Genomic DNA, 2,840 nt, shown 5'->3' on the forward strand with positions numbered 1-2,840 from the left:
GTAACCCCACGGTGGGGGCCGCCTTGCTGAGATGGGCTGAAGACTGCAAGTCCTAGTGCAAGCACTAGGGATAGTCATATGACCAAGCATCAGGTTGAGGTGATCACATCGGTCGAGCGGCGTCGGCGCTGGTCTCGAGAGGAGAAAGAGCGGCTGGTCGCGGCGACATTTGAACCGGACGCCAGCGTATCGGAGATCGCGCGTTCCGCCGGAATTCATACCGGGCAATTGTTCCGTTGGCGCAAACAGCTCTGCCAAATCTCAGAGCCACCCACGCCGCAATTTGTTCCAGTTGACGTCGTCGCGGCCTTACCCGCGCCTGATCCTGTGGAGACGGCAGTGCTGCCACGACCGCGCAAGAAGGCGAGCATGGTGACGATCGAGCTTGGCCGTGGCCGGCGTCTTCGCGTGGAGAGTGATATTGATCCGGAAGCCTTGGGCCGCATCCTTGACGTTGTGGAGCGACGATGATCCCGGTTCCGAGTGGTGTAAAAGTGTGGCTGGCGACCGGCTATACGGATATGCGGAAAGGCTTCCCAGGTCTGGCATTGATGGTGCAGGAGACGTTGAAGCGGGATCCGCACAGCGGCCATTTGTTCTGTTTCCGAGGTCGCCAAGGTGGGCTGATCAAGGTCATTTGGCATGATGGCCAGGGCGCCTGCCTCTTCACCAAGAAGCTTGAGCGGGGACGGTTCTTATGGCCGTCGGCCGCCGATGGCACGGTGGTGATTACGCCCGCACAGCTCGGATATTTGCTCGAAGGTATCGACTGGCGCATGCCGCAAAAAACCTGGCGTCCGAGCTCGGCGGGATAGCGGAAATCGCTGGAAAGGCGGGAGCGAATATGATTCCATCTTGCCATGACCGAGCCCGCTGATCAGCTTCCCGACGACCTTGCCAGCGCCCACGCGATGATCCTCGCCGAGCGTGCGGCACGCCGTGACGCTGAAGCGGTTGCCGCCCGCGCCCAGGCGGTGAACTCCCATTCTGATGCGCTGATCGCCCGTCTCCGGCTAGAGATCGAGAAGCTGAAGCGCGACATCCACGGCAGCCGATCGGAGCGCAAGGCGCGACTGCTCGAACAGATGGAATTGCAGCTCGAGGAGCTGGAAGCCGACGCTAGTCAGGATGAACTGGCAGCCGAGATAGCAGCACGTTCATCTTCGGTCAGAGCCTTTGAGCGCAAGCGTCCATCAAAGAAGCCATTCCCCGAACATCTGCCGCGCGAGCGTGTCGTCATTACCCCGCCCAGCAATTGCCCGTGCTGCGGCTCGGCCAAGCTGGCGAAGTTAGGCGAGGACATCACCGAGACGCTGGAAGTGATCCCGCGTCAGTGGAAGGTGATCCAGACTGTGCGCGAGAAGTTCTCGTGCCGGGAATGCGAGAAGATCACCCAGCCGCCTGCACCCTTCCATGTGACGCCACGTGGCTTTGCCGGACCGAACCTCTTGGCAATGATCCTGTTCGAGAAGTTCGGTCAACACCAGCCGCTGAACCGACAGAGCGAACGTTATGCCCGCGAGGGCATCGACCTCAGCCTCTCGACGCTTGCTGATCAGGTCGGAGCCTGCGCCGCGTCGCTAAAACCGCTGCATGCGCTGATCGAGGCGCATGTCCTTGCCGCCGATCGGCTGCATGGTGATGACACCACCGTTCCGATCCTGGCGACAGGCAAGACCGATACTGGCCGCATATGGACCTACCTCAGAGATGACCGGCCATTCGGCGGAACATCGCCACCGGCGGCGCTCTATTATGCCTCGCGCGACCGGCGGCAGGAGCATCCTGAGCGTCATCTCAAGAGCTTCACCGGCATTCTGCAGGCTGACGCCTATGGCGGCTACAACCCGCTATTCAAGGCTGATCGCGATCCGGGCCCGCTGACTCAGGCGCTGTGTTGGGCACATTCGCGTCGCAAGTTCTTCGTGCTTGCCGACATCGCCACCAACGTCAAGCGGGGAAAGGATGCTGCGGCGATCTCGCCGGTGGCGCTCGAGGCCGTGAAGCGCATAGACGTCCTGTTCGACATCGAGCGCGACATCAACGGACTATCTGCCGATGAACGATTAACGCGACGCCAGCAGGACAGCCGTCCACTCATCGACGAACTTCACGACTGGCTTAGCTGCGAGCGGGCAAAGCTGTCGCGCAGTTCACCGGTCACCGAGCCCATCGATTACATGCTGAAGCGCTGGGACGGCTTCATGTCGTTCCTCCATGACGGTCGGATCTGCCTGACGAATAATGCCGCCGAACGGGCGCTGCGCGGCTTCGCTCTCGGCAGAAAATCCTGGTTGTTTGCTGGCTCCGATCGCGGCGCCGACCGCGCCGCCTTCATGGCGACGCTAATTATGTCCGCCAAGCTCAATGACATTGATCCGCAAGCGTGGCTTGCCGACGTGCTCGCCCGTATCGCTGATACACCGATCACTCGGCTCGAGGCGTTGTTGCCCTGGAATTGGATGTCATTGTCACCAAATGCCGCTGCTGCATAGGATCAACTGATGGGACACGAAACCGGCGGGGCTGAGTCTGAAAGTATCCTCGCTGTTGTTCGCGATATATTGCTTCGTGATTGGGATCCGATCGGCATATCTGCCATTCCCGAAGCCCAGGACGAATATGACGCCTATGCCGACGTCGTATTCGGCATGTTGGTCAATGCCAACGCAACGGCAGAAGACATCGCCAGCTACCTCTTCGAGATTGCGACAGAGCATATGGGCCTGTCATATCCCGAGTTGGCCAAGCGATGTGAGAGAGCCGCACGAAGAATCCTGGCACTTCGATAAAACCGGCATGCAGGATCAGGCTACCGGCGGTCTTCACCGTATGGGTAC

The 2,840-nt window shown here is 60.2% G+C and carries 4 protein-coding genes; all 4 read left to right on the plus strand.

Annotated features, from left to right (window positions below):
* The first annotated feature begins 78 nt into the window (after positions 1–78).
* From tnpA to FP026_RS29945, 4 genes are read left to right on the plus strand one after another with little or no spacing between them, the layout of a single operon-like run.
* Positions 79–471, plus strand: coding sequence for an IS66-like element accessory protein TnpA (tnpA, locus tag FP026_RS29930; protein ID WP_149638161.1), 393 nt, complete (start codon positions 79–81; stop codon positions 469–471).
* Positions 468–815, plus strand: coding sequence for an IS66 family insertion sequence element accessory protein TnpB (tnpB, locus tag FP026_RS29935; RefSeq protein ID WP_107106900.1), 348 nt, complete (start codon positions 468–470; stop codon positions 813–815). The genes tnpA and tnpB overlap by 4 nt, the downstream gene beginning before the upstream one ends.
* A gap of 45 nt (positions 816–860) precedes the next feature.
* Positions 861–2,495: an IS66 family transposase gene (gene tnpC, locus FP026_RS29940; RefSeq protein ID WP_149638162.1), complete on the plus strand. Its 1,635-nt coding sequence runs from the start codon at positions 861–863 to the stop codon at positions 2,493–2,495.
* 9 nt (positions 2,496–2,504) lie between these two features.
* Positions 2,505–2,792: a hypothetical protein gene (locus FP026_RS29945; protein ID WP_246665493.1), complete on the plus strand. Its 288-nt coding sequence runs from the start codon at positions 2,505–2,507 to the stop codon at positions 2,790–2,792.
* Positions 2,793–2,840 lie beyond the last annotated feature (48 nt).

This window comes from Martinezella tropici, from assembly GCF_008370325.1.
GTDB classification, from domain to species: Bacteria; Pseudomonadota; Alphaproteobacteria; order Rhizobiales; family Rhizobiaceae; genus Rhizobium; species Rhizobium tropici_B.

Excerpts from the sequence above, each read along its gene's own strand:
- tnpA (WP_149638161.1), top strand. The coding sequence starts at position 79 with ATGACCAAGCATCAGGTTGAGGTGATCACATCGGTCGAGCGGCGTCGG.
- tnpB (WP_107106900.1), top strand. The coding sequence starts at position 468 with ATGATCCCGGTTCCGAGTGGTGTAAAAGTGTGGCTGGCGACCGGCTAT.
- tnpC (WP_149638162.1), top strand. The coding sequence starts at position 861 with ATGACCGAGCCCGCTGATCAGCTTCCCGACGACCTTGCCAGCGCCCAC.
- FP026_RS29945 (WP_246665493.1), top strand. The coding sequence starts at position 2,505 with ATGGGACACGAAACCGGCGGGGCTGAGTCTGAAAGTATCCTCGCTGTT.